Raw genomic sequence first — 22,891 nt, forward strand, 5'->3', positions numbered from 1 at the left:
CGGCTTAGGCAAGCGTCTCCATATCAATTACGAAGCGGTAACGCACATCGGATTTTTCCATCCGGTCATAGGCGTTGTTGACATCCTGCATCGCGATCATTTCGATCTCGGGCAGGATATTCTTCTCCGCACAGAAATCGAGCATCTCCTGGGTTTCCGCGATGCCGCCAATCCCCGAACCGGTGAGGATCCGGCGACCCAATAAATGGCCGCTGTGCATTTCCGGTAACGTGCCGATCACACCGACCAGAACCTGTGCGCAGTCTACTTTCAACAAAGGCAAATAATGCGCGACGGGGTGCGGCACGGGAATGGTGTTGAGGATCATGTCGAAACTGTTCGCGGCGGCTTTCATCGCTTCGCGGTCGGTCGACAATAATATATTCTTTGCGCCCAAAGCCTTGGCGTCGGCCATCTTGTCCTCGGTGCGGGTGAGGACGGTGACCTCCGCACCCATGGCTGCAGCCAGCTTGACGCCCATATGGCCAAGACCACCAAGACCAACGACGGCGACCTTGCTGCCTGGCCCGACTTTCCATTGCTTGAGCGGGGAGTAGGTGGTGATTCCGGCGCAGAGCAGCGGAGCCGCTGCCCCCATGTCCATGCCATCGGGAATGCGCAGGACGAATTCCTTGCGCACGACGATCTTGTCGGAATAGCCACCACGGGTGATGCTGCCATCGCGGCGGTCCTTGCCATTATAGGTGCCGGTCATGCCGTTCAGGCAATATTGTTCCAGCCCCTGCTTGCAATGATCGCATTCCAGGCAGGCATCGACCATGCAGCCGACCGCGACCCGGTCGCCCTCGGCAAAGTCGCTGACATCTTCGCCAACCGCCCGGACATGACCGACAATCTCGTGGCCCGGAACCACCGGATAATTGCTGCCGCCCCAGTCATTGCGGGCGGTGTGCAGGTCCGAATGGCAAATGCCGCAATGCGATATTTCAATTAGCACATCATCGTGGCGCAGACCCCGCCGGTTGAACGCGAAGGGTTCCAGCGGCTGGTCCGGCGCATGGGCGGCATAGCCTTTGGCGGGATATTCGTTGGTTTGCGTATCCGTCATGGTCGTGGCTTTCAAAAAAAGGGGCTCCGGCAAACATGCCGGAGCCCTGATCCTAGCGCAAGTACAGCGCTTCCGCTTCCCAAAAATGGGATGCGATTTGTTTCTAGAACTGGACGCGTTTGGTGAAGCCGCCGTCGATCACCAGATGGGCGCCGGTGGTGTAGCTGGATGCCGGGCTGGCAAGAAAGACGACGCCGCGAGCGACATCATCGGCGGTACCGAAATCACCCAGTGCAAAGCCGGTCTTGGTCATTTCGTAAAATTCCGGCATGCCCTTTTCAATCTGCGACCAGTTGCCGCCGGGGAATTTGATCGGGCCCGGGGAAACCATATTGACGCGGATGCCTTTCGGCCCAAGCGCCTGGCTGAGCTGGCTGCCATAGGTGATCAGCGCGGCTTTCATCGCGTTGAACGCCTGCGGCGCGACAAAGGTTTCGAACGCGGCGGTAGAGGACATGAAGATCACGCTGCCATCATCGGATTTTTCCAGATGGGGTTCGAGCACTTCCATCGCCTTGACCGCGCCCATGATGTCGGTCTGAAAGGTGACTTCCCAGTCACCGGTCGCGCCGGCACCGGACGAGCTGACATTGTGGATGAAAATATCGCAGCCGCCGAGATCGCCAGCGGCCTTTTCAAGCCATTTACCATAGCCTTCAAGATCGGTCATATCGAGCGCATCGGCAAACACCTTGCCGCCATGGGCTTCGAGTTCCTTTTTCGCGGTAGCGACCTGTTCGGCATTGCGCGAGAAAAACGCGACATCGGCGCCTTCGCTGGCGAAATGCTCGAGTGCGGCGCGTCCGAGTCCGCGGCTTCCGCCGGTGAGAATGACTTTCTTGCCCTTGAGTCCTAAATCCATTTTATTCTCCTTTGTGTTTCGTGAAAGCGGGGTTAGAATTTTGCTATTGTTGCTTCGCAGCTCCAGCCGATACCGCGCCGCAGCAGGTCATAGATGATCGGCTGTTGCCAACCCGACCGGTCCACTTCGGGCCACCAGTCGAGCACTGGTTCCATGTCATAATGGCCGCGACAATGGCCCATGGTCAGATAGAGAACCGCGCCTTCGCCCATGCGCCGGATATAGAAGACCGGATGGCGGCTCTTCTCGATGTCGCTATGGACAAAGCCGCTGATATCATCCGTGCCATTATATTCGGTGTCGAGCAGCACGTCGAGTTCGGCGCGGGTTTCGACCAGATATTGCTCGTCGATGGTTTCAAAACTGGGAATGCCCTTGACCAGCGGATGGTCCGGCTGGGCATTGTCGACGGTGAAGGGAATGATCGGCGGATGGGATAAAAAGCGGGTGCCAAGCGTGTCCGCAAAGACCGGCATTTCATCCGGCGCATCGACCAGGCCGCTTTCCAGAAAGCGCAGCACCGCATTGGTGCCGTGCAAGGCAAAATAGCGGCCACCGCCGTTGACGAAATCCTGGATGGTTTTTTGCGCGGCCTCGCTGGGCTGCACGTCGCAGGTGTAGCTGACCAGAAAATCCGCATTGCGGATCGCATCGAGATTTTCATAATCTTCAAATACCCGCACCCGGATCCGGTCATCCTCGGCGAGCAATTTCATCACTTCAAGCCGGGCGTAATCAATGTCATGATATTTGCCGGCGGCGACCAGCACGCACTGGATCGGTTTCTGGTCGGGGCGGCGTTCTGGAGCTTCGCTCATCTAATCTTTTCCTATCACGGGGTTTGTCTTGCCATCCCAGTCGAGATGCATTTGTCGCATCGCCGCGAAACCGTCGAGGCCGGCTTGCGGGATTTGCAGATATTCAATTGTGGTGCCGGGGCCGCCGCCATAATCGGCGTAAAAGGCGCCACCAACGCCGCCGGGCAGGCTGACTTCCTGAATCACTTCGCCGCCGGCCGCTTCGGTCAGCGCGCGGGCATGATCCAGATCATCGACGATCAGGCACAGATGCTGCACACCCTGCAATCCTTTTTCGCGCCAGTCCCTGAACATCGATGGTGCATCATTATTCGGGCGGATCAGTTCGACCTGAATATCCCCCCAATAGCCGATCGCCATCGAAAACTGGATATCGGATGGTTCGCCGCGATATTTGACATTTTCCACCTCGACTTTTTCGGTGTGGAAAAACGGGCCGGCACCCATTTTCTGCGTCCAATAATCGAGCGCCGCATCATAATCGTCCGGCACATAGCTGATCTGCATGATCGTGCCGAGTTTGGCGAGAGAGGCGGGATTCTCGCTCATTCGCTATCCTGCCAGACTTTCGAGGAGGGCCGTTCGCCGATCCGGTCAACAAATTTTGCCAGATTGTCGGTGCCTTCGGGCAGCGACCAACCGACCGTATAGCCGAACTGGACGAAGCAATAAGCGATGAGGTCGGCCATGGTGAACTTGTCCTGGCAAATATAGTCTTTGCCCTCGAGCTGACCGTCGAGCCATTTCCATTTCTCGTCTGCCATGCGCGACAGATCGGCCGCGCCTTCCGGGCCAACCACATCCATCCGCGGTTCGAACATCGGTCTGCCCGCGCCACCACGAAAGCCAAGAGTCATGGGCACGGCGATTTCCAGATCGATCCGCCTTGTCCACATCCGTACTTCGGCGCGCTCCAAGGCGGTTGATCCGATCAGCACCGGCTCGGGATGGGTTTCTTCGAGATATTCGGCGATCGCCATGATTTCACTGAGCATGAAGCCATTGTCCAGTTCCAGCACCGGCGTCGTTCCGAGAATATTCTTGTCTGAAAATTCCGGCTGACGGTTTTCCGCCGTCAATATGTCGATGTGGATGCGCTCGATATCGAGCCCTTTTTCCAGAATGAACATGCGCGCGAAACGCGGATTGGGGCCAAGGCTGGAATAAAGCTTCACGTGACATATCTCCTTCGGGGCGGATTCGCGTCCCCCTCTATAGCATCGAAAGATACACAGGTAATCGCTGCGGGCTATCCTCTCAAAAACAACAGGCGGTGCTGCCAGATTCACTAGTGGCAGAGCCGCTTCATTGCGTTAGTTTAGCCCGAACAAGAATATTCAGTTTTCAGGAGAAGATAATGGTCGAGACGTTAACCGGACATAATCGGTCGAACGGCATTTCCTATACCGAATTGCTGGAAGGCGACAAAGTCGCACCGCCCGCCGTTTTCCTAGAAGAATCTCCCATGGAGCCTGGCGTCACCACCGTTGAGGTCAGCCGCTACTGGACCAAGGAAGAACATGATCGGGAAGTCGAGAGACTCTGGAAACGCGTCTGGCAAATGGCCTGCCACAAGGATGACATAAAGGATGTCGGCGATACCTATGTCTACGATATTGCCGAGCTTTCTTTTCTCATCGTCCGAGTCTCCGAAGACGAGATCAAGGCATTCCCCAATAGCTGCATGCACCGGGGCCGGGCGATTTGCGACAATCATAAAAAGGGTCAGAAGGCGCTGCGCTGTCCGTTTCATGGCTGGTCCTGGGAACTGAATGGCAAATTGAAGGAAGTGCCCTGTCAGTGGGATTTCCCGTCAGTGAGTGAAGAAACCCACAGCCTGCAGGAGGTTAGTGTTGGTGAATGGGGTGGGTTTGTGTTCATCAATCCGGACCCCGATTGCGAACCGCTGGAAGATTTCCTTGGCGATATCGACCGCCATTTCCAGATCCCGTTCGAGCGTCGCTACAAGGCGGCGCATATGGTCAAGCGGCTACCCTGCAACTGGAAAATTGCCCAGGAAGCATTTATGGAATCCTATCATGTGGTCGGCACCCATCCGGAGCTCATGCCCGCCTTTGCCGATGCGAACAGCAAATATGATGTCTGGCACAATATGTCCCGGGCGATGTCTGCCCACGGCCAGCCGAGTCCGCACACCGATCTTGTCAATCCCGATCCTACTGCCTTTCCCGATGAAAAGGCGTTCCAGAGCTTTGTCCACCCGATCAGCAAGCACAAGTTTGAACGACTGGAAGAGAATCGTGTCAAAGTATCTCTGCCAAACGGCAAGAGCGGCATTTTCGACATGGAAGCCAATTATATCGAGGGTGATGTAACGTCAGCGGATCCGCATATGTGCAACTGGATCGGTGGCAAGATTGCGCCGGCTGATGAAAATATGCCGATGATCTATACCGATGTTTCCGCCCATGCTTTGCGCGATGAGGCAGCGCAGGCGCGGCGTGAGGAAATGCGTCCCGCCTGGGGCGATATGGTCGACGATATCAGCGATGCCGATCTTGTCGATGCCATTTTCTACAGCGTTTTCCCGAACATCAGCCCTTGGGCGGACTTTAACCCAATCTTCTACCGGTTCAGGCCCGATGGCGACAATCCGGAACAGTCGCTGCATGAGGTCATGTTCATGGTCGCGTTGCCCGAAGGCGCCGAGCGTCCCGAGCCAGCAAAATGTACCTTCCTGGACCTGCATGATGATTATACCGAGGCGACCCAGTTTGGCAGCTATCTGAACAAGATTTTCAATCAGGATTATCTCAATCACAAGGCCATGCAAAAAGGCGTGAGAAGCCAGCCGAATGGCGTATCCCTGTTTGCCCAATATCAGGAATCGAAGCTCCGGCATTTTCACGACACGCTCAACCTGTGGCTGGATTCAGAGGAAGCACCGAAAAGCCCGAAAAAAGTGGTTGCCTGACATTGGACAATAGCTCTGTGGACGATATCCCGGCGGATAATATCCCTGCCGGTTTTGAGCGGGCAAAATTTTCCAGTCCTTTTCTTGATATGGCCGGCCCATATTACGAGCGCCAGGGGGAGGAATGCATCATTGTCGCAACCCGCATCAACAAGGGCCACATCAACCATATCAAGGTCGCCCACGGGGGGGTGCTGGGCACATTGGCGGATGTCGCGCTGAGCTATCAGGTGCACCGCGCGGAGAAGCCGGCACTGCCGGTGGCAACGATGAACCTCAACACCAACTATCTGGCCGCGGCAAGGCTCGACGACTGGGTGGAGGCCCATGCCCAGATAGACCGGATCAGCAAACGCACCGCTTATTGCAGCGGCCGGATTGTCTGCGGTGATGCGGTGCTGATGACGATGAGCGCGGTATTCGCCATATTGCGGAAATAGCTGCCGGGTTCCGCAGTTGATGAGGAACCCGGAAGGCGGCCCTTGTCTTTGATCAAGCTCCGCAACTCATACGCAGCATCATCCTCGCAAGCGCAGACCTAATCCGTTGCGCCTAGATATCCCAACTGCCCAGCCTTGAATATCGTCTGCCCGCGATTGACGCTGTTGAGCTTCTGTCCCGCCCGATTGACATGATAGCGGATCGTCGCATGGCTGAGCGACAGGATCATGCTGATCTCCTTGTCGGTCTTGCCGATTGCTGCCCAGTGCAGACATTCCGCTTCACGCTTGGACAGGATGCAATTGGCCGGCATCCGGTGTTTTTCACGCATGGCAAGGACATAGCCGGTTACGAATCGGCTGGTGACAATCCCGAAAAAGTCGGAATAGAGCCGGTACGGCTCGGTAAGATCGGCTATATCCTTTTCAAGCGGGGTAAAGCTGACGGCCGCAATCTGGCCGAAGGGCAGATGCACCGGGATCAGCATCGCCGATTTGGCCATCGCGCCCTGTGCATAGAAATCCTTTAGGTCGATCTTGTCGAGATATTCATTCGGCCAATGGCCGTGAAAGCCCTCGGCATTGCACCAGACCGGCTCGCTCTCATAGCGGCAGGCCCTGGGCAGGGGAGAACTGAGCGCCAGGCGGGTATCTTCCCACCAGCGTTCGCCTTCGGCGACCCAGCCGAACACATCCTTGTTGATCAAGTTGCCGTCGGCATCGACGAGATGTGCCTTGGATGAAATATCGGCTGAAACCGCGATCCGAAAGCCATAGGATTGGGCAATTTCATGAACGGCTACGGCCGCCGGACGAATTTCACCTGGATTGGTGATGGTGACGCTATCCACATTTTCACGAAATCGTTGTCGTCCAATTTCGGGAATCTCGGCGATAAAATTCTCAGCCATTCGGCTCCTCTCCTTGCGACGGTTATGATTATTCGTTGTGTGTCGCGTTGTTTGGTTTTGTAGTCAACCAAACATTCCTACCGATAGTGATAGGAGGAGTCGAGCCAGATCATCGTCTTATTCAATCGTTCCGATCAATTCGCCAACCGGATATTCTTCGCCATCGGCCCGGATGATGATTTTCAGTTTCCCGCTCGCCGGCGATTCGACCTCTTGCGTCGATTTTTCATTTTCCAGCGCGTAAATTTCCTGACCCGCGGTCACATCCGCGCCGTCTTCGACCAGCCATTCCGCAAGAATGCCGGTTTCCATGCTGAACCCCAATTTTGGTATGCGTATTTCTGTAGCCATAATAATTACCCCAGGATCTTGTGCACTTCACGTTCGACATCATCCTGGTTGAACATCCAGGCCTTTTCGATCGCGGGTGAGAAGGGAACCGGCGCATAGCCAGATCCCACGCGGCCAACAGGGGCCTTCAACTCGGAGAATAGTTCTTCGTGGATGCGCGAGGAAATTTCCGCGCCAACCCCGAAATTCCGGACCGCTTCGTGGACAACAACCGCCGCCTTGGTCTTGGCAACGCTCTTCAATACGGTTTCTTCATCAAATGGCGCGATCGTGCGCAGATCGACTATTTCGCAGGAGATACCATCCTTCGCGAGATTGTCCGCGGCGCCATGGCATCGGCTGATGCTGCTGCCATAGCCAATCAGCGTAATATCCGTGCCTTCGCGAGGCACAGATGCTTTGCCGAGCGGTACGGTGTGATCGGGTGCCGGGGCCGGGCCCTTGACGAAATAGCCGGGCGTATTCTCGATGAAGATTACCGGGTTGGGATCCATGATCGAGGAATAGAGCAGGCCATAAGCATCGGCAGGATTGGAGGCAGCAACAACCTTTAGCCCTGGCACGTGGGCGAGCCACGCTTCAAGCATATCACTATGTTGCCCGCCAAGACCGGTGCCTGCACCGGTGGTCGTGCGGATGGTCAGCGGAACGGTGGTTTGTCCCCCGGACATGAACCGCAGCTTGGCTGCGTGATTGACAATCTGGTCCATGGCAACGGTGATGAAATTCATCAGCATGATTTCCGCGACCGGTTTGTAACCGACCATCGCAGAACCAACCGCCGCGCCGACAATTGCCTGTTCGGAAATTGGCGTCGAACGAACGCGGTCCGTACCGAATTTCTCGGACAGGCCGAGGGTGACTTTAAACACACCGCCGCCTTGCTCATCGGCGATATCTTCGCCCAACAGGATGACCTTGGGATCGTCCGCCATTGCTTTGGCCAAGGCCATGTTACAGGCTTGCGCGAACATGATTTCTTTTGGTTTTTCGGCTGTATTGGTCATGCTGCTATCTCCACGTCGAGGACATCGATACGATATTCATCGCCCGGAGGATAAGGGGCATCCAGCGCGAACTGCGATGCTTCTTCGATGATCGCGGCATTCTTAGCCTCAATCTCTACAATATCCGCCTCGCTGACCTGGAGGTCGAGCAGCTGCTGGCGCAGGATCGGCATCGGATCATCCTTTTTCGCCTGCTCCATTTCTTCTTTGGGAATATAATGGCCGGTGTCGCCGAGCAAGTGACCGTGGAAACGGAAGGTCATCGCTTCGATCAAAGTCGGTCCATGGCCGGCTCGCGCATATTCAACCGCCTCTTTTGCCGCCGCATACATTGCGCTGGCATCATTGCCGTTGACCTGCACCGAACGCATGCCAAGGCCTTCACCACGCTGTTTGATCGACGCCGAACTGGTCGCGAATGCCATTGGAGTATGCTCGGAATAAAGATTATTCTGGCACAGGAAAATGACTGGCAGCTTCCAGACCTGGGCCATGTTGAGTCCCTCGTGGAAGGCGCCAATATTGGTCGCTCCATCGCCAAAGCAGCAAACTGTGACCTTGCCATCCTTGTCCAGCTGGCTGGCCAGCGCGAGGCCATTGGCAATAGGAATTCCGGAACCGACAATACCGGTGGTAACCATCACCCCGGTTTCAGGATGGGTGATATGCATCGGTCCGCCTTTACCCTTGCAGGTTCCGGCCATTTTGCCGGCGAATTCTGCCCAGAGCTCTTTCGACGGAATACCCTTTGCCAGCTGATCATGCAGCCCGCGGTAAATCGTTACCAAATAGTCCTCTTTGTTCACCGCTGCCATCATCGCGGAGGCAACCACTTCCTGGCCGCGCACGGGATAATAGACGATTTGCAATTGACCCGCTCCGATCATCTGGCGGAACTTGATGTCCGATTGCATGATCAGGTCGGCGCGGGTAAAAATATCAACGAGGACGTCTTTGTCCGCCATCTCAGTATTGGCCAAGGCTTTGCTCCTTTGTAATGCGGTCCTCTGGAGGGGACGCTTTCTTTGTAAACTACATAGCGCGAGCGGGCTGACTCGCCACTATTGTTATAGGGAGTGAGCCGCGAATATCAGGCACTAAGGTCGAGCGTTTCAGCCTGCGGCACCGTGGCCCAGAAGTCGGGATCATGCCCGAAAAAAATATGTGCCCCGGCACGGCGCAATGCCGACAGCCGTTGCAGCGAACCGTGATAGTGATCCGCATTATAGACCTGATCGGGCATCCGCAACTCATCGAGCGAACGACGGAAGTTGCAGCAGTCGCCCGCCAGCACCGCTTCTCCGGTAGCCGTCCGCACCCGAGCGGACTGGTGGCCCGGTGTGTGACCCGGGGTCGGAAACAGGATCACGCTGCCATCGCCGAACAGGTCATGCTCTCCGATGATCCGCTTGACCGTCTGGCCGGTGTCGAAATCTTCGGTGGTATAAGCGCCATCTTCACCGGAAAATCCGAATTCCCATTCGCTGTCCTGCACGATGACCGTTGCATTGGGCAGCATGTTATTGCCCCCGGCATGGTCGAGATGGAGATGCGAGTTGATAATCCATTTTATTTGTGCCGGATCGACCTCCAGCTCGCGCAGCCGATCCGCGACCGGATGCTCTGGCGGCATGTCGACAATCTTGCCGAGTCCTTTTTCCAGGCCCACGAACCGGTCGCTGAAACCGGTGTCGAACAAGGCCAGCCCGTCAGGATGATCGATCAGGAAAACGCAGGCAGGCACCTTGGTCTTGCCTTCCTCTCCGCCGATGAAATAGCTGGTCGGCAAGGTGATATACCCGCAGGTGAAGGCGTAGAGCAAAACCCCTTCATCTTTTATGCTTCGCGGCATGATTCTCTCTCCCAATGCTGCCAGACTGGACGGTTGCAACTAATATTTCAATCCGCCAGCTATCAAAGCTGGCAGTTCGGTTGACTGAGAGAATCCGTCTAACAGGCATCCAAGTCTTCCAATGGAGAATATTTATGACCGACAACAGGCAATGGCTGATCAACGGACGCCCCAAGGGGCGCGGGTTGGTGGATGATGATTTCAAGAAAGTCGTCACCGAAGTGCCGAAATGCGCCGAAGGCCATGTACTGGTGAAAAACGAGATATTGGGCTTTGATCCAGCACAAAAAGGCTGGATGGAGAATATCGGCGGCTATGTTGCGCCGACTGAAATTGGCGAAGTGATGCGCGGTTCCGGCATTGGCACCGTGATCGAATCGCGTCATTCCGGATTTGCCGTTGGTGACAAGGTCATGGGCATGTTGCGCTGGCAGGATTATGCGCATGTGCCGGGCGGGGAATTGAACAAAGTGCCTGATGATGAGCTGCTGGCCGCCAATCTGGGAGCCCTGGGGACTACCGGGATGACCGCCTATTTCGGATTGTTAAAACATGGCCGCCCTCAGCCGGGTGATACGGTTGTCGTGTCTGGCGCGGCCGGTGCAACCGGTTCCATGGTCGGTCAAATTGCCAAGATCGCGGGTTGCCGCATCATTGGCATCGCGGGCGGTGAGGAAAAGTGCAAGTGGCTGACCGACGATGTCGGCTATGACGTGGCGATTGATTATAAGAATGACGATGTTCGGGCGAAGCTGAAGGAACATTGCCCGCAGTCGATCAATGTCTTTTATGACAATGTCGGCGGCAAGATCCTCAACGATGCGCTGGCTCATCTGGCCATGCATGCCCGCGTTGCGATCTGCGGTGGTATCTCCCGCTATGAGCAGGGTGACATGCCGGCGGGCCCTGAAAATTATTTCAACCTGATCTTCAAACGAGCCAGCATGTCGGGCTTCATCGTATCCGATTATGTGAGCGAATTTCCGGAAGCGCAGAAACGCATGCGGCAATGGATCAAAGAGGGCAGGATTACCTTCAAGGAAGATATTCAAGAGGGATTTGACAATATCCCGACCACGCTGAGACGCTTGTTTGCAGGCCAGAATTTCGGCAAGCAAATGCTCCGTCTGGATTGATGCAAACGTTTGTATCGCTAACTAAATGCGCAGTGCCCGCATCCTGCAGGCTGACATATGACATGGTTGTCACGAGAGGTTAGATCATGAGCGATCTGGATAAATTCCGCGCTGAAGTGCGGGCTTGGCTGGATGAAAATTGCCCCGAAGAAATGCGCGACGGGGATATCACTGCCGAAAGCCAGTGCTGGGGCGGACGCCAATGGGAGTTCCAGTCCGAGGCGCAGAAAATATGGTTCGAGCGTGCGCTGACCAGGGGCTATACTGTGCCAACCTGGCCTAAGGAATATGGCGGTGCCGGACTGTCCGGCGAAGAGGCCAAAATCCTCGATGAAGAGCGGCAGGCAATCAATGCACGCAAGCCGCTGAGCAATTTCGGCATCTCGATGCTCGGCCCCGCTTTGCTGGCTTATGGTACCCACGAGCAAAAGCAACATCATTTGACCGGGATAGCCCGCGGCGAGATAAGATGGTGCCAGGGCTATTCCGAGCCGGGCGCCGGATCGGATCTCGCTTCGCTCAAGGCGAAATGCGAGGACAAGGGCGATCATTGGCTGATCAACGGCCAGAAAATCTGGACATCCAACGCCGATATTTCGGACTGGATCTTCTGTCTGGTACGGACCGATTTCGATGCCCCGAAACATCAGGGGATCACGTTCATATTGATCGATATGGCGAGCGAGGGCATCAGCGTTAAGCCGATCGTTCTCATCTCGGGCCACTCGCCCTTTTGCGAGACGTTTTTCGACAATGTCAAAGTGCCGAAGAGCTATGGCGAAGGCAATGCCTCGGTCGTCGGAGAGATTAATCGCGGCTGGGATGTCGCGAAAAATCTGCTGGTGCATGAGCGCGGCATGCTTGGCACGATGTCACCGCTCCGCGGGACAACCGGACCGGAAAATCTCGGTAAATTTGCCGCCGACCAAATTGGATTGGATGCGGCAGGTCGTCTTGATGATCCCGCCCTCCGTCAGAGCATCGCGCAAGCAGAGCTCGACAATTGGGCCTATAATCTCACGGTCGAGCGGCTGACCGACGAGGCCAATGCCGGCAATGGTCTGGGGGCCAAATCGTCGATGCTGAAATATGCGGCCTCGGAGCTTACCAAGCGTGGCACCGAATTGCGCATGGATATCGAGGGCACGACAGCGGCGACCATCGGTGATGACGGCATTGAATATGGCAGCCTCGCCAATAACTGGCTCTATAATCGGGCTTATTCGATCCTCGGCGGTACCACTGAAGTTCAGTTTAACATCATTTCCAAGCGCGTCTTGGGATTGCCGAGCCAATAGGGCGAATAAATCATGCCGCTGATACTCAATGAAGAACAGGAAATGCTGCAGGATGCAGCGAACGGATTCCTGACGGAAAAAGCTCCGGTAGCCGCCTTTCGAAAGGTTCGCGACAACAAGCCCGCAGACGGGTTTTGCCGTGAACTCTGGTCGGAGATGGCACAAATGGGCTGGGCTGGAATCATCGTGGATGAAGCGCATGGCGGTAGCGGTTTCGGCTATGTGGGAGCTGGCGTTCTGGCGGAGCAAATGGGACGCAATCTCACCGCATCGCCCTTTTTCGCCACGTCCGTGCTGGGCGCTACGGCGATCCAGCAATATGGAACGAAAAAGCAGAAAGACAAAAATCTGGCAGCGATCAGCAGCGGCGACACGCTCTTTGCTCTGGCTGTCGATGAAGGCCCGCGGCACAATCCCGCCCGGATCAAATTTGTAGCCAAGCCGGCGGGCAATGGCTTTGTCCTTTCCGGTACAAAAACCTTTGTTGCCGATGGCCATGTGGCTGACAAGCTGATCATCGCTGCCCGGACGTCAGGAGCGGAAGGCGATACCCATGGTATCACTTTGTTCCTGGTTGACGCAGATGCACCGGAAATCATGCGCGAGTACACACCGATGGTCGATAGCCGCAATGCTGCCAATATTTCGGTCGATGGCCTCGAGGTCACCGGAGATGATATATTGGGCGAACTGGACGGCGGCTATGGGGCGCTGGAAGGTATATTGTCCGCGGGCCGCGCCGTGTTGAGCGCCGAAATGTCCGGCTCTGCGCAGCAGGTTTTCGGCGTCACCACGGACTATCTCAAGGAACGCGAGCAATTCGGTCAGAAAATTGGTTCCTTTCAGGGATTGCAGCACCGTGCTGCCCATCTGGCGACCGAAATCGAGATGATGAAATCGGCGGTGTTGAAATCGCTCAAGGATCTCGATGAGGATTTTGACAATGCCGGCATGACCTGTTCGCTGGCGAAGGCCAAGACCGGCCAGGTTGCACAGCTGGCGACCAAGGAAGCGATCCAGATGCACGGCGGTATTGGCGTTACCGACGAATATGATGTTGGCCTCTATTTCAAGCGGGTCCACGTAGCGCAGCAGATGTTTGGCGACGCCGGCTTCCACAGTGATCGCTGGGCAAAAAATTCCGGTTTTTGATCAGTCGCGGAGTGTTCTAGGCGCTTCTGACGTTCACATTGGTGGGACCAAAATAAGCGGTCATCCTGGCGACTTTTCCGGCTGGATCAAATTCGAAAATATCGATCACTTCGACAACCATGACCTGTCCGTCATCTTTGCCGATCTCGGCGCGAAACGGGAAAGCGGCCGCTTTGGCCGAAATGCGGACGGGTCCGGTCAATTCGACCTTCGCGCCGCCGGAAAAGGCATTGGTATAAAATTGCAGGATTTCATCGCCGCGCTTGGGCGCTGTGCCTGCCGGATCCTCGACTGTGGCAGCATCGGTGTAGAGCGCCATCACCGCTTGCATGTCGCCCGCGTTGATCGCGGCGATATACTGGTCAACGGTTTGCTGCATATGTTGCGGTGTGAGCATCAAATATCCTTTTGCTGGAAAATATGCCGAAACTAGATTGTCGGGGCAGGATAGACTTCTGCTGAATTTGATAGGGAGATGAATATGTCGGGTCAATTGGAGGGCAAGGTTGCGATTGTCACGGGCGGTGCATCGGGTATCGGCGCAGCGACCGTGGCGCGCTTTGTGCAAGAAGGGGCCAGGGTTCTTGCCACCGATGTGCAGGACGCACTGGGCCAGTCCGTCGCTGCCGAGGCTGGTGCCTTGTTCATGGTTCAGGATGTGTCCGCGCCGGAAGCCTGGGATCAGGTGATGGACAAGGTTCAAAGCGAATTCGGGCGTCTGGATATTTTGGTCAACAATGCCGGAATCGTAATTGGCAAGAATATCGAGGAAGTCGACCTGGAAAGCTGGCACCATTTGCTCGGAATCAATCTCACCGGCGTGATGCTGGGTTGCCAGAAGGCCATTGCGATGATGAAGAAAAATCCTGGCGGTTCTTGCGGCTCGATCATCAATATCGCTTCGACCAGCGCTTTCGCGGCGCTTCCTGCAGACGTGACCTATACCGCCTCGAAAAGTGCGGTGCGGATGCTGTCCAAATCGGTTGCCGTCCATTGTGCGCAAAATGGTCTGAACATCCGCTGCAATAATCTGGTTCCCGGTGCGACCCACACCGGAATCATCGATGCGGCAGCGAAAACCGTTCCCGGCATGGTCGAAATGGCCGCCGCCATGTCCCCGATGAACCGGATCGGGCAGGGCAGTGACCTTGCCGCTGCTGCGGTATATCTGGCCGGGGATGACAGCGGTTTCGTCACGGGCAGTGATTTGCTGGTCGATGGCGGGATGCTGGCGGTGCATCCAGGCTATTAAAGTCTGTCTATCCTAGCCGTTTTGGCAGTTATTGGCGGCCGGCTTTCCCCCTTATAGGACTTGCAGAAAAGGGAGAGATCTTTGTGAGCGCACAGCCGATAGCCGACAATCTGTTTACCGAGGACATGAGCGCGCTTGTCGGTGCGCGGAACCGGGAAACCGGGCATATATTCTTTCCGCTGCCCTTGACTCCCGATGACAATATAGAGCCAATCCGATTGGCGTCGCGTGGAACGGTGTGGACCTATACGGTCCAGCGCTTCCCGCCCAAGGCACCCTATATCGGGCCTACCGATCCGGAAAAATTCAAACCTTATGTGGTCGCCTATGTCAGCTTGCCGGGACAGACCATGGTGGAATCGCGCCTGACCGGCGTTGAACCGGACGATGTCAAAATCGGCATGGAGGTCGAGTTCACGACGATCCTGCTCGATCCGGATGCGCCGCCAGAAGAGCAAAAGCTCATTCACGCCTTCAAGCCTGTTCAGGGAGAATAATCATGTCAGACGTTTGTATCGTAGGAGCAGGGATTCACCCTTTTGGCCGGACCGAAGGCCGCGACGGCATGGATCAGGGAATTTTTGCGGTGCGCCAAGCGCTGGCCGATAGCGGTATCGAATGGAAAGATGTCGAGTTTGCCTTTGGCGGCTCGGCGGCATCGGGCAATGCCGACAATATGGTTTCCCAGCTGGGTTTGACCGGAATCCAGTTTATCAATGTCTCCAATGGCTGTGCAACCGGCGGATCGGCCCTGAACGCTGCCGTCAGCGCGATCAAGTCGGGCGAATATGAGATGGGCATGGCGGTCGGTTTCGACAAGCATCCGCGCGGTGCTTTCAACGCTGATCCTGCATCCTACGGTCTGCCCAACTGGTACGGTGAAGCTGGCTATATGCTGACCGTGCAATTTTTCGGCGCGAAAATCATGCGCTATCTGCATGAACATAATATCAGCCGGGAGACTCTCGGACGGGTTGCCGAAAAGGCTTTTCGCAACGGCGTAAAAACCGATCACGCCTGGCGGCGCAGCGAGGTTGATCTGGATACGATCATGAATGCGCCGATGATCTGCGATCCGCTGACCAAATATATGTTCTGTTCGCCAGCGGAAGGGGCTGTGGCGCTGATCCTCGCGAGCGAGAAAAAAGCCAAGGAACTCGGTGGGCCGATAATCCGGCTGAAGACCTCCGTAATGCGCACCCGGCCTGCTGGGTCGTTCGAGGTATTTGCCGCGTCGATCGACAATGAGCGCGGCGGGACGGCAACCGAAATCGCTTCCAAGGCGGCCTTCGAACAAGCTGGCATGGGACCGGAAGACATTGATATTGCCCAGTTGCAGGACACAGAATCCGGTGCTGAAATCATGCACATGGCGGAAAATGGTTTTTGCAAGCCGGGCGACCAGGAGCAGTGGCTGCTCGAAGGACGTAGCGAAATCAACGGCCAATTGCCGATCAACACCGACGGCGGTTGTCTCGCCTGCGGCGAACCCATTGGTGCTTCCGGCTTGCGGCAGGTCTATGAGAATGTCGTGCAATTGCGCGGAACCGCGGGTGCACGGCAAGTGCCGGGCAATCCGAAAAGCGCCTATACCCAAGTCTATGGCGCGCCGGGCGTATCTGCCGTAACGATTCTCCAAAGATAGGAGATTCGATGACCAAAGAAATCAGCGCCGAGGCGCATGACATAGCCGAACGAGTCGAGCGTTTCGTTCGTGACAAAATTTTTGCTTATGAAAAGGATGATCGCTGCGAAGATCATGGACCAACCGATGAGCTGGTCCAGGAAATGCGCGTATTGGCCAGGGAAGCGGGCGTTCTGACTCCGCATATCCGTGAGGATGGCAGCCATCTGACCCATCTGGAAACCGCACTGGTTTTACGCAAGTCCGGATTGTCGCCGCTGGGACCGCTGGCGGTGAACACGTTCGCGCCGGATGAGGGCAATATGTATCTGCTCGGCAAATGCGCCTCGCCAGAACAGAAAGACCATTTCCTGGCACCGCTGATATCAGGCGAAGCGCGTTCTGCATTTTTCATGACCGAGCCGGCCAGCGAAAATGGCGCGGGTTCTGACCCGATGATGATGCAGACGACCGCAAAACTGGATGGCAATCATTGGGTGATCAATGGCCGCAAGACTTTCATCACCGGCGCCAAAGGCGCGAAGGTCGGGATCATCATGGCGAAATCCGCAGAGGGTGCGACCATGTTTCTCGTCGACCTTCCGGATCCCGCGATCAAGATCGAACGGGTGCTGGACACCATCGACAGCTCGATGCCGGGCAGCCATTCGGTGGTCAATATTGACAATCTGCGCGTTCCTGCAGACCAGATGCTTGGCGAAAGCGGTGAAGGTTTCAAATATGCGCAGGTGCGATTGTCACCGGCTCGCCTGACCCATTGCATGCGCTGGCTCGGTTGCTGTGACCGGGCGCAGGAAATTGCCATTGATTATGCGTGCAAACGCCAAGCCTTTGGCAAGCCGCTGATCGACCATGAAGGTGTTGGCTTCATGCTGGCGCAAAATCAGATAGACCTGAAACAGTCCGAACTTATGATCGACTGGTGCGCTTCGGTTCTCGATACCGGCGCATTGGGCACGACCGAGAGCTCGATGGCCAAGGTCGCGGTTTCAGAAGCGCTGTTCCGCATCGCCGACAATTGTGTCCAGGTCATGGGCGGCACCGGCCTCAGCCGTGATACTGTGGTCGAGCAAGTGTTCCGTGAAGTACGCGCCTTCAGGGTCTATGATGGCCCGACCGAGGTCCACAAATGGTCGCTTGCCAAGAAAATCAAGAAATCACATAAAATCGCGAATGAAGGATAATCCATGACCAAGAACCGCAAATTCACCCTCGTCAGCCGCCCGATTGGCGAGCCCAAGGAAAGCGATTTTGCGCTGGTCGAAGAGGAGTTGCCGGAACTTGGTGATGGCGCCTTTCTGGTGCGCAATCACTATATCTCGCTCGATCCGGCACAGCGTGGCTGGATGAGCGATGCGGAAAGCTACATGCCGCCGATCGCTCTGGGTGCAGCGGTCACCGCCAGCAGTGTTGGCCAAGTTGCCGAGTCGAAAAACCCTGATTTCCCGGTCGGGCAATGGGTTGTCGGTCTCGGCGCAATGGAAGAATATTCGATCGTTCAGGCTGGCGGCTTTACCTCGCCCATAGACGTATCGCTGGTGCCATCTCCGACAAATTTTCTGTCGGTTCTCGGCGCCGTCGGCATGACCGCCTATTTTGGCATGATCGATGATGCCAAGCCGAAACAAGGCGAGACATTGCTGGTAACCGGTGCCGCCGGCGCGGTCGGTTCACTGGTCGGACAAATTGGCAAGATCCACGGCTGCCGCGTTGTCGGAATTGCCGGTGGCGCCGACAAATGCGCGCGGCTGGTCGATCATTATGGTTTTGATGCGGCGATTGATTATCGCGGAAAGAGCCAGGCCGATCTGGAACAGGAAATTGCGGCGGCAGCGCCCGATGGTGTCGATATCATCTGGGAAAATGTCGGTGGCGAGATTCTCGATGCCGGTATTACCGCGATCAATGAACATGGCCGGGTCGTACTTTGCGGCCTGATCAGCGAATATAACAGCCCCGAACCTGTCGGCATTCGCAATCTCTGGTATCTGATCTCACGCCAGGCGACGATCAAGGGATTTCTGGTTCGCGATTATCCGGCCCGGTTCCCCGAAGGCATTGCGCAAATGGCACAATGGATGGGCGAAGGGAAAATCAAGCATGATGAGGATATCGATCGGGGAATCGAAAATAGCTATGCCGCTTTCATGAAGCTATTTTCCGGTGCCAATAAGGGCAAGATGATCCTCGATGTTTCACCGGAAGAATGAACATAGGAGTATAAAGCATGTCAGAAAATAAACGGATCGTTCTCGATTTCATCGATGCGTGGAACCGGCTCGATTATGCCGCCATCTATGCGGCGATGACCGACGACATATTTTATCACAATATTCCGATGGAGCCGTGCGACGGCATTGCTGCGGTTCATGCATTTTTTGACAACCCTTCCTTCAGTTTTGATGCCGCGCAGTGGGATGTTCATCATATTGCTGCAACCGGAGAGGCCGTTCTGACCGAACGAACGGACAAGTTCCGGATCGGTGACAAATGGATTGCCATCCGGGTGATGGGCACATTTGAAATGCGCGATGGCAAGATTGCGAAATGGAGAGACTATTTCGACCTCGCCGAATTCCAGAACCAGATGGCAGCCGCAATGGGTGCCAACGCGTCCTGAGATCAGGCCGGTTTGTAAAGCACGCCATTGTCGACCGGATATTCGCCAGCGGTCATGAAGCGCGATTCGTCGCTCGCCAGATAGACGCATAAAGCCGCTACATCCTTGGGATGGCCCAATTCTCCGATCGGTATCATCCCGGTTTCCGGCGTTGCTCCGCCGCCCGCGCCAACGGCTTCCTGCCGCACCATTGGCGTGTCTATGCCGGCCGGATGGAGGCTGTTGCAGCGAATAGGGTAATTTTGTTCCTTGCAATGCAGGGCCACCGATTTGGTCATCGACCGCACACCACCTTTGGCGGCACTATAGGCAACGAACGGGGAATAGCCCTGCAAAGCCGCCATCGAACTGAGGTTGATGATCGAGCTGGGCTGGTCGTTGGATTTCATTGTTCTAACGGCAGCGCGGCATCCCAGAAAAACACCGTCGAGCATGACCGAAGTCTGTTTGCGAAAAAGTTCAAGCGTGCAATCTTCGATGGTGCCGGGAATGACCAGCCCGGCATTGTTGACCAAGATGTGCGGTGTTCCAAAAGCATCAAGCGTTGCCGCGAATATTTCATCCCAACGCTGTTCTTCAACGACATCCTGCTGCAGGGCGATTGCCGTGGTGCCGATTGCATCGGCAACTTTTGTTGCGGCTGCCAGATCAATGTCGGTCAGCACGACCTGAGCGCCTTCTGCAGCAAAGGTTTCGCTGATAGCTTTACCCAGGCCGGAACCGGCTCCGGTTACGATGGCAATTTTCCCACTAAGGCGACCCATTTTATTTTCCTTCGATGCTGGACTATCGCATCACTATAGCCGTCGAGTTCCGGTTTCGCACCATCCCCATTATCGTTAGTCCCCAATCCGATTATTGGCAGAAAACGTAAAAATGTTGCGGGAAGAACACAGTTTTCCACAGTTGCTATCAATTTGGCTAGCAGAGCCAACCGAAACTCACGCTTAAGACCAAACGCTGACAAGGCGGGAAAAACCGCCGGATATTTTATGTTAGGCTCCGGCTAAATATGCCGGGCCAATTTGGGAGAGAGCAATGACCACATACTCGTCGCGAAGCAAATCCATCTTGGGGAACAAGACGGTCAGAACCCTCTTACTGGGTTCCGTTGCAACCATGGCATTTGCGGGTCTTGCCTCGCCAGCGTCGGCGCAGGATGCCGATGAATTGGACGAGAGCAATGTGATCACGGTTATTGCGCGCAAGCAAACTGAAACATTGCAGGAAGTACCGGTGACGGTGACCGCGATCGGTGGCGATACGCTGGAGAAATATCAGGTCAATGAAATCGCCGATGTCGTCAGTCGTGTCCCAGCTCTCAACGTTCAGGTCGGTGGTTCCGGTTCCGGTGGCCAGATCAGTTTGCGCGGCGTTGGTTCATCCAATATCTCTGCATCATTCGACTCTGCCGTGGCATTTGACTTTGATGGTGTTCAGGTCAGCACGATGCGTATCGTGCAAGCCGGCTTTTTCGACGTCCAGCAGATTGACGTTCTTAAAGGCCCGCAATCTCTATTCTTCGGCAAGAGCGCTTCGGCTGGTGTGTTTGCCATTCGTTCGGCAAATCCGACCCAGGATTGGGAAATGGCTGGCAAGGCTTCCTATGAGTTTGAAGAAAAAGGTTACACCATTGGTGGTCATATTTCAGGCCCGCTGAGTGATACGCTTGGTATCCGTGTGGCCGCGCAATATCAGGATATTGAAGATTATGTGAAGCTGGCGCCCGGAACAGCGGCTTTCAATCCGGATGGCAGTGTCAGGGATTCAAGAGGCCTCAAGAATTTCATCGGCCGTGCGACATTGCAGTGGGATCCTGCCGATAATTTTAGCGCTAACTTGAAATTGAACTATGTCAAAAACAAGAATGATGGTGCCATCGGGCATTCCGACATCAATTGTGGTGCCAATGGCGTGGCCGATCCCGTATCTTTGCTCGGCGGCGGCCTGGTCATACCTTCAAACGCCGATTGTAACGACAGCGACGGTCTGTATCATCATACAGATGGCGCAACGGCTTTAACGAGCCAGACACCGGATGGTTCAGCAGGAAATCCACGCTTTAACAATGGCATTCCCTTTGGTGAAACTGACATCTTCTTCGGACGGTTGAGATGGGATTTGGATATTTCCGATACGCTGACATTGTCGTCGGTTTCCGGTTATCTCAGTCTGGATGCTGTGGATACAGATTGCTATGGTTATGTGGGACAGTTTTCTCCAACTATCGCGGGAGGCGCAGGTTGTAGTGACCCTCAGAACAAGACCGAGCAATTTACTCAGGAACTGCGTGTCACCAGCGATTTTGATGGCATGTTCAACTTCATGGTCGGCGCATTTTACGAAGATCGCAATATTGATTTCAATACTTCGCAGCAGGGTGTGAACATCTCGTTCGTTGCGCCCGATCCGGTCACGGGCAACACCTATGACTGGTTCAAGAAACAGAATACCAAAACCGAAGCGCTATCGTTGTTTGCCAGTGCGACACTGGATCTGACAGAGCAGTTGGAATTGTCAGGCGGCGTGCGCTGGACCGACGAAAAGAAGGTTTCGAGAATTACGGTTCCCTATGTTCACGCATTCCTGTCTGCGACGCCGGCATTTATCGACAGCGGCTTCTTTTCGGGACCTATTACATTCAAGGACTCCAACTTCTCGCCAGAAGTTTCGATCAAATATCAGGCAACTCCGGACATCAATATCTATGGTGCCTTCAAGACCGGTTTTAAATCGGGTGGTGTCGATAATAGCGCTCTGCCATCGAACAGTTTGCTGGGCTTCAATGATCCGGATCCTGCCGTCCGTAAGGCAGTTGCCGATGCACTGAAATTCAAATCAGAGACTGGTCTCGGCGGTGAAGTTGGCGTTAAAACTCAATTTGCAGATCGCACTGTTACGCTGAATACTTCGGTCTTCTATTATGTCTTCGATGATCTGCAGGTGCAAAATTTCGACGCTGCAACCATTCAGTTCCAGACCTTCAACGCCAGTCAGCTGACCAGCAAGGGCGTTGATGTAGAATGGGGATGGCGGACGCCGGTCGAGGGCTTGAATCTCTCTGGTTCGCTCGCTTATACGGATGCCAAATTTACCGCGCCGTTCGTGACGACATCAGGTGAGGATCTTGAAGGCCGAGCAGCGGCACGCGCTCCCAAATTTGCTGCCAATGCAGGCTTTGATTGGACTATGCCAATGGGAGATTCGATCGAACTCGGATTGAACGGCAATTTGCAATATAGCGGGTCCTATTTCACCAATGAAGACTCGCTGACTGATCTTAGGCAGGACAGCTATGTGTCTATCGATGGTGCGATTTCGGTCGGTGATCCGGACGGCAAATGGAAATTGTCACTGGTCGGTGTGAACCTGACTGATGAAATCTGGGTCAACACCAGCGGTGGCCGTCCATTCCTTGAGCCAGGCGTTGGTGACGATCTGGTCGTTACACAAAATCGTGGCCGTCAGGTCTTTGTGGAAGCCAGCTTCAAATTCTGATCAACCTCCCGTTGATCTGACAGGGCCGGGACAGCTTGCTGCTCC

Annotated in this window: 24 protein-coding genes; 12 read left to right on the forward strand and 12 right to left on the reverse strand. The window is 55.2% G+C overall.

Translation table 11 applies throughout. From position 1 onward, the window contains the following. Positions 1–4: 4 nt before the first annotated feature. The 5 genes from V7665_RS06645 to V7665_RS06665 form a co-directional block, all read right to left on the reverse strand. Positions 5–1,069, reverse strand: a complete 1,065-nt coding sequence (locus V7665_RS06645) for an NAD(P)-dependent alcohol dehydrogenase (protein ID WP_335663748.1) — start codon at positions 1,067–1,069, stop codon at positions 5–7. Positions 1,070–1,172: 103 nt separating this feature from the next. Continuing rightward, the gene (locus V7665_RS06650; protein ID WP_335663749.1) at positions 1,173–1,931 is read right to left on the reverse strand and encodes an SDR family NAD(P)-dependent oxidoreductase; all 759 of its coding nucleotides are present in this window, start codon (positions 1,929–1,931) and stop codon (positions 1,173–1,175) included. Between the two features lie 32 nt (positions 1,932–1,963). Beyond that, positions 1,964–2,749 carry a ThuA domain-containing protein gene (locus V7665_RS06655; RefSeq protein WP_335663750.1) on the reverse strand — a complete coding sequence of 262 codons (786 nt, stop codon included), beginning with the start codon at positions 2,747–2,749 and terminating at the stop codon, positions 1,964–1,966. Further along, entirely contained in the window at positions 2,750–3,298 is a 549-nt protein-coding gene (locus V7665_RS06660) for a VOC family protein (protein WP_335663751.1), read from the reverse strand. Further along, entirely contained in the window at positions 3,295–3,924 is a 630-nt protein-coding gene (locus V7665_RS06665) for a glutathione S-transferase family protein (protein WP_335663752.1), read from the reverse strand. Before V7665_RS06665 ends, V7665_RS06660 begins: the two co-directional genes overlap by 4 nt. 182 nt (positions 3,925–4,106) lie before the next feature. Between V7665_RS06665 and V7665_RS06670 the strand changes: the two genes are divergently transcribed. Together V7665_RS06670 and V7665_RS06675 are read left to right on the forward strand one after the other, a co-directional pair. Beyond that, the gene (locus tag V7665_RS06670; protein WP_335663753.1) at positions 4,107–5,684 is read left to right on the forward strand and encodes an aromatic ring-hydroxylating oxygenase subunit alpha; all 1,578 of its coding nucleotides are present in this window, start codon (positions 4,107–4,109) and stop codon (positions 5,682–5,684) included. Between the two features lie 17 nt (positions 5,685–5,701). Then, entirely contained in the window at positions 5,702–6,124 is a 423-nt protein-coding gene (locus tag V7665_RS06675; RefSeq protein ID WP_335663754.1) for a PaaI family thioesterase, read from the forward strand. Between the two features lie 98 nt (positions 6,125–6,222). Here the strand turns inward: V7665_RS06675 and V7665_RS06680 are convergent, their stop codons facing one another. The 5 genes from V7665_RS06680 to V7665_RS06700 all read right to left on the reverse strand — a co-directional run bounded on the left by V7665_RS06680 (position 6,223) and on the right by V7665_RS06700 (position 10,245). Then, positions 6,223–7,035 (reverse strand): LuxR C-terminal-related transcriptional regulator, encoded by an 813-nt coding sequence (locus V7665_RS06680; RefSeq protein ID WP_335663755.1) that lies wholly within the window; start codon positions 7,033–7,035, stop codon positions 6,223–6,225. Between the two features lie 117 nt (positions 7,036–7,152). Continuing rightward, positions 7,153–7,386, reverse strand: coding sequence for a biotin/lipoyl-containing protein (locus tag V7665_RS06685; RefSeq protein WP_335663756.1), 234 nt, complete (start codon positions 7,384–7,386; stop codon positions 7,153–7,155). A 5-nt stretch (positions 7,387–7,391) separates the two neighbouring features. Next, positions 7,392–8,393 (reverse strand): alpha-ketoacid dehydrogenase subunit beta, encoded by a 1,002-nt coding sequence (locus V7665_RS06690; RefSeq protein ID WP_335663757.1) that lies wholly within the window; start codon positions 8,391–8,393, stop codon positions 7,392–7,394. Next, positions 8,390–9,373, reverse strand: coding sequence for a thiamine pyrophosphate-dependent dehydrogenase E1 component subunit alpha (locus V7665_RS06695; RefSeq protein ID WP_335663758.1), 984 nt, complete (start codon positions 9,371–9,373; stop codon positions 8,390–8,392). The genes V7665_RS06690 and V7665_RS06695 overlap by 4 nt, the downstream gene beginning before the upstream one ends. A 110-nt stretch (positions 9,374–9,483) precedes the next feature. Next, on the reverse strand, positions 9,484–10,245 hold the full coding sequence (locus V7665_RS06700) for an N-acyl homoserine lactonase family protein (RefSeq protein ID WP_335663759.1): 762 nt from the start codon (positions 10,243–10,245) through the stop codon (positions 9,484–9,486). A gap of 134 nt (positions 10,246–10,379) precedes the next feature. Between V7665_RS06700 and V7665_RS06705 the strand changes: the two genes are divergently transcribed. The 3 genes from V7665_RS06705 to V7665_RS06715 all read left to right on the forward strand — a co-directional run bounded on the left by V7665_RS06705 (position 10,380) and on the right by V7665_RS06715 (position 13,831). Continuing rightward, positions 10,380–11,381, forward strand: coding sequence for an NADP-dependent oxidoreductase (locus tag V7665_RS06705; RefSeq protein WP_335663760.1), 1,002 nt, complete (start codon positions 10,380–10,382; stop codon positions 11,379–11,381). Positions 11,382–11,467: 86 nt separating this feature from the next. Beyond that, positions 11,468–12,679, forward strand: a complete 1,212-nt coding sequence (locus tag V7665_RS06710) for an acyl-CoA dehydrogenase family protein (protein WP_335663761.1) — start codon at positions 11,468–11,470, stop codon at positions 12,677–12,679. A 12-nt stretch (positions 12,680–12,691) separates the two neighbouring features. Further along, a complete protein-coding gene (locus tag V7665_RS06715) occupies positions 12,692–13,831 on the forward strand; it encodes an acyl-CoA dehydrogenase family protein (protein ID WP_335663762.1) in 1,140 nt (379 codons plus the stop codon). A 16-nt stretch (positions 13,832–13,847) separates the two neighbouring features. Here the strand turns inward: V7665_RS06715 and V7665_RS06720 are convergent, their stop codons facing one another. Continuing rightward, positions 13,848–14,228, reverse strand: coding sequence for a nuclear transport factor 2 family protein (locus V7665_RS06720; protein WP_335663763.1), 381 nt, complete (start codon positions 14,226–14,228; stop codon positions 13,848–13,850). An 84-nt stretch (positions 14,229–14,312) separates the two neighbouring features. Between V7665_RS06720 and V7665_RS06725 the strand changes: the two genes are divergently transcribed. The 6 genes from V7665_RS06725 (at position 14,313) to V7665_RS06750 (ending at position 19,348) form a co-directional block, all read left to right on the forward strand. Beyond that, entirely contained in the window at positions 14,313–15,083 is a 771-nt protein-coding gene (locus tag V7665_RS06725) for an SDR family oxidoreductase (RefSeq protein WP_335663764.1), read from the forward strand. Positions 15,084–15,166: 83 nt separating this feature from the next. Next, a complete protein-coding gene (locus V7665_RS06730) occupies positions 15,167–15,580 on the forward strand; it encodes a Zn-ribbon domain-containing OB-fold protein (RefSeq protein WP_335663765.1) in 414 nt (137 codons plus the stop codon). Further along, positions 15,580–16,728: a thiolase family protein gene (locus V7665_RS06735; RefSeq protein WP_335663776.1), complete on the forward strand. Its 1,149-nt coding sequence runs from the start codon at positions 15,580–15,582 to the stop codon at positions 16,726–16,728. The genes V7665_RS06730 and V7665_RS06735 overlap by 1 nt, the downstream gene beginning before the upstream one ends. 8 nt (positions 16,729–16,736) lie before the next feature. Further along, complete coding sequence (locus V7665_RS06740; RefSeq protein ID WP_335663766.1) at positions 16,737–17,912, forward strand: acyl-CoA dehydrogenase family protein; 1,176 nt, start codon at positions 16,737–16,739, stop codon at positions 17,910–17,912. Between the two features lie 3 nt (positions 17,913–17,915). Next, the gene (locus V7665_RS06745; protein ID WP_335663767.1) at positions 17,916–18,938 is read left to right on the forward strand and encodes an NADP-dependent oxidoreductase; all 1,023 of its coding nucleotides are present in this window, start codon (positions 17,916–17,918) and stop codon (positions 18,936–18,938) included. A 17-nt stretch (positions 18,939–18,955) separates the two neighbouring features. After that, complete coding sequence (locus V7665_RS06750) at positions 18,956–19,348, forward strand: limonene-1,2-epoxide hydrolase family protein (protein WP_335663768.1); 393 nt, start codon at positions 18,956–18,958, stop codon at positions 19,346–19,348. A gap of 2 nt (positions 19,349–19,350) precedes the next feature. Here the strand turns inward: V7665_RS06750 and V7665_RS06755 are convergent, their stop codons facing one another. After that, entirely contained in the window at positions 19,351–20,112 is a 762-nt protein-coding gene (locus V7665_RS06755) for an SDR family oxidoreductase (protein WP_335663769.1), read from the reverse strand. Positions 20,113–20,467: 355 nt separating this feature from the next. Here V7665_RS06755 and V7665_RS06760 point away from each other — a divergent pair, with 355 nt between their 5' ends. Beyond that, entirely contained in the window at positions 20,468–22,846 is a 2,379-nt protein-coding gene (locus tag V7665_RS06760; RefSeq protein ID WP_335663777.1) for a TonB-dependent receptor, read from the forward strand. Positions 22,847–22,891 lie beyond the last annotated feature (45 nt).

The sequence above is a fragment of the Parasphingorhabdus sp. genome, assembly GCF_036964675.1.
Taxonomy (GTDB): domain Bacteria; phylum Pseudomonadota; class Alphaproteobacteria; order Sphingomonadales; family Sphingomonadaceae; genus Parasphingorhabdus.

Coding starts and splice junctions, on each gene's coding strand:
- V7665_RS06645 (WP_335663748.1), bottom strand. CDS start 1,069: ATGACGGATACGCAAACCAACGAATATCCCGCCAAAGGCTATGCCGCC.
- V7665_RS06650 (WP_335663749.1), bottom strand. CDS start 1,931: ATGGATTTAGGACTCAAGGGCAAGAAAGTCATTCTCACCGGCGGAAGC.
- V7665_RS06655 (WP_335663750.1), bottom strand. CDS start 2,749: ATGAGCGAAGCTCCAGAACGCCGCCCCGACCAGAAACCGATCCAGTGC.
- V7665_RS06660 (WP_335663751.1), bottom strand. CDS start 3,298: ATGAGCGAGAATCCCGCCTCTCTCGCCAAACTCGGCACGATCATGCAG.
- V7665_RS06670 (WP_335663753.1), top strand. CDS start 4,107: ATGGTCGAGACGTTAACCGGACATAATCGGTCGAACGGCATTTCCTAT.
- V7665_RS06680 (WP_335663755.1), bottom strand. CDS start 7,035: ATGGCTGAGAATTTTATCGCCGAGATTCCCGAAATTGGACGACAACGA.
- V7665_RS06685 (WP_335663756.1), bottom strand. CDS start 7,386: ATGGCTACAGAAATACGCATACCAAAATTGGGGTTCAGCATGGAAACC.
- V7665_RS06690 (WP_335663757.1), bottom strand. CDS start 8,393: ATGACCAATACAGCCGAAAAACCAAAAGAAATCATGTTCGCGCAAGCC.
- V7665_RS06700 (WP_335663759.1), bottom strand. CDS start 10,245: ATGCCGCGAAGCATAAAAGATGAAGGGGTTTTGCTCTACGCCTTCACC.
- V7665_RS06705 (WP_335663760.1), top strand. CDS start 10,380: ATGACCGACAACAGGCAATGGCTGATCAACGGACGCCCCAAGGGGCGC.
- V7665_RS06710 (WP_335663761.1), top strand. CDS start 11,468: ATGAGCGATCTGGATAAATTCCGCGCTGAAGTGCGGGCTTGGCTGGAT.
- V7665_RS06715 (WP_335663762.1), top strand. CDS start 12,692: ATGCCGCTGATACTCAATGAAGAACAGGAAATGCTGCAGGATGCAGCG.
- V7665_RS06720 (WP_335663763.1), bottom strand. CDS start 14,228: ATGCTCACACCGCAACATATGCAGCAAACCGTTGACCAGTATATCGCC.
- V7665_RS06725 (WP_335663764.1), top strand. CDS start 14,313: ATGTCGGGTCAATTGGAGGGCAAGGTTGCGATTGTCACGGGCGGTGCA.
- V7665_RS06740 (WP_335663766.1), top strand. CDS start 16,737: ATGACCAAAGAAATCAGCGCCGAGGCGCATGACATAGCCGAACGAGTC.
- V7665_RS06745 (WP_335663767.1), top strand. CDS start 17,916: ATGACCAAGAACCGCAAATTCACCCTCGTCAGCCGCCCGATTGGCGAG.
- V7665_RS06750 (WP_335663768.1), top strand. CDS start 18,956: ATGTCAGAAAATAAACGGATCGTTCTCGATTTCATCGATGCGTGGAAC.
- V7665_RS06755 (WP_335663769.1), bottom strand. CDS start 20,112: ATGGGTCGCCTTAGTGGGAAAATTGCCATCGTAACCGGAGCCGGTTCC.
- V7665_RS06760 (WP_335663777.1), top strand. CDS start 20,468: ATGGCATTTGCGGGTCTTGCCTCGCCAGCGTCGGCGCAGGATGCCGAT.